General features: G+C 59.3%; 1 protein-coding gene. It reads left to right on the top strand.

Annotated elements, in window-relative coordinates:
- The first annotated feature begins 715 nt into the window (after positions 1 to 715).
- Positions 716 to 1,081, top strand: coding sequence for a DUF6124 family protein (locus F8N21_RS30225; RefSeq protein ID WP_150645596.1), 366 nt, complete (start codon positions 716 to 718; stop codon positions 1,079 to 1,081).
- Positions 1,082 to 1,807 lie beyond the last annotated feature (726 nt).

Genomic DNA, 1,807 nt, shown 5'->3' with positions numbered 1-1,807 from the left:
ATCCGTAGCAGCTGCCGAGCCTGCGAGGCTGCGTTCGAGGACGCAGTCGTCGCAAATCCTGTGCCCGCGGTTTACCTGAAAAAGCGTGTTGCCTGATTTTACGACCGCTTCGCGGCCGGACGCAGCCTCGCAGGCTCGGCAGCTGCTACGGGCGTAGTCCTTCACCGTATTTCAAAGTTGTGTAGATACTTATGTCAGGATCAGCGGAGAAATGCCGATTGAACCGTTGCTCGCAGAGGTAATTGCTGCGATTCCAGGTTGATGAGGCTTCACAAGACCAGCGAACAAACGTGAACGGCTGAGCATGTGCTGATAGGTCGTTCGCCACGCGCAGCAAAGGAATGCATTGCGTGACGCTCCGCGTCACAGAGGACGCAGAGCGTCCATGGCGGGATTACTTTGCTGCGCGCTGGAACGATCTATCGTGGGCGAATGTGGGGTTGCTTTGGTGCAGGCTGGGGGCTAATCTTTGCGGGTCGCTGCAAAATCAGCGACCGGATGTGGAAGTCCGTACTGTTTACTGAGGGCGCACAAACGCCTATATGCACATGCTGGCGTTTTTTTACGCCTGCATCATTGTGTTATGGCGGCTGTGCGCGGGGCATCTTCGGGTGCGCCGGGTTCCTTCAGTCCCGGTCTTCCACACCTGCGTACAGCTGCCACCCCCTCATGTGGAAGTGAGCGTGGCAGTCCTTTTAATACTGGAGGATTACCCATGATCAAAGTCACCCCCGATCCGCCTGAAGTCCCGGACGTTGTTCCCGACGAATTCCTCGATTCCAGCAAACTCCACGAGGCTGCTGAACGCGCGCTCGATCACTTCCTGCCGCCCCCATTCGACAAGTCCAGACTCGCTGACGCCCGGTCAGTGAACATCTTCGCCGTCGTTCCCGGTCTCAGCACCGAAACGCTGTTAGCCAACACCTGCGAGACGCTTGCCGGCGCCAATGTCCTGGCCAGTGACCTGGCTTTCGATGTCGAAGGCTCGTGCCGTAATGTGGCGCTGGCAATTCAGCAGTTGATCGAGTTGAGCCAGTTGTTGGTGAATGAGGCCCTGGAGCAGGTGGCTCCGGCAGGTTGATCGGGTCATCGTTCATCGCGGGCAATCCGCTCAGTTAAGGAGTTTCAGGGTCAGCACTGTCCCCCCCGTAGCTGGAGTCGGGCATGTGTGGCGCCTGACTGCCTGTACTTCGCGGCACGACTGGTTGTAGGAACAGCCGGTCGACGCTCGATTGCTCGAGATGGACTCAAGGTCGGCGCGTTTATTCAGAAAACACGCGTAATCGTTAACGTCCATCGCGGTCAAGCTAAGCGTCGCCCCGCCCTCTCCCACAAGATCAAGATCAAAAGATCGCAGCCTGCGGCAGCTCCTACAGTGGGATTGGGTACATCCGCGAGAGACAGGCCGGCTGTCAGGCCGCCATCGCGGGCAGGCTCCCACGTGGATCGGTGTACATCCGCAGGAGACAGGCCGGCTGTCAGGCCTCCTTCGCAGGCAAGTCGGATCGCCGCACCGCAGCTCCCACATTTGATCTGTGTACATCCGCGAGAGACAGGCAGGCTTTCAGGCCGCCTCGCTTTGGCTTTGGCTTTGGCTTTGGCTTTGGCTTTGGCTTTTGCTTTGGCTTTTGATCTACCCGCCCCTTCGGGAGGCCGAGTGGAGGCATTCATCAGGGGGGAGGCGCGCAGCGCCGTTCGACGAAGTCGAACACATCGAGAGGAGGTCGTCGCGAAGCAGACCGGAGGCGATGCCCCCTGATGAATGCCGGAGCGAGGGAACACCGAGCCTAGGCGAGGTGCCGGACGC

This window comes from Pseudomonas fluorescens (assembly GCF_902497895.1).
GTDB lineage: Bacteria > Pseudomonadota > Gammaproteobacteria > Pseudomonadales > Pseudomonadaceae > Aquipseudomonas > Aquipseudomonas fluorescens_BP.
The sequence above is the reverse complement of the archived record's forward strand: the minus strand, read 5'-3'. Positions and strand labels throughout refer to the sequence as shown.

Coding starts and splice junctions, on each gene's coding strand:
- F8N21_RS30225 (WP_150645596.1), top strand. CDS start 716: ATGATCAAAGTCACCCCCGATCCGCCTGAAGTCCCGGACGTTGTTCCC.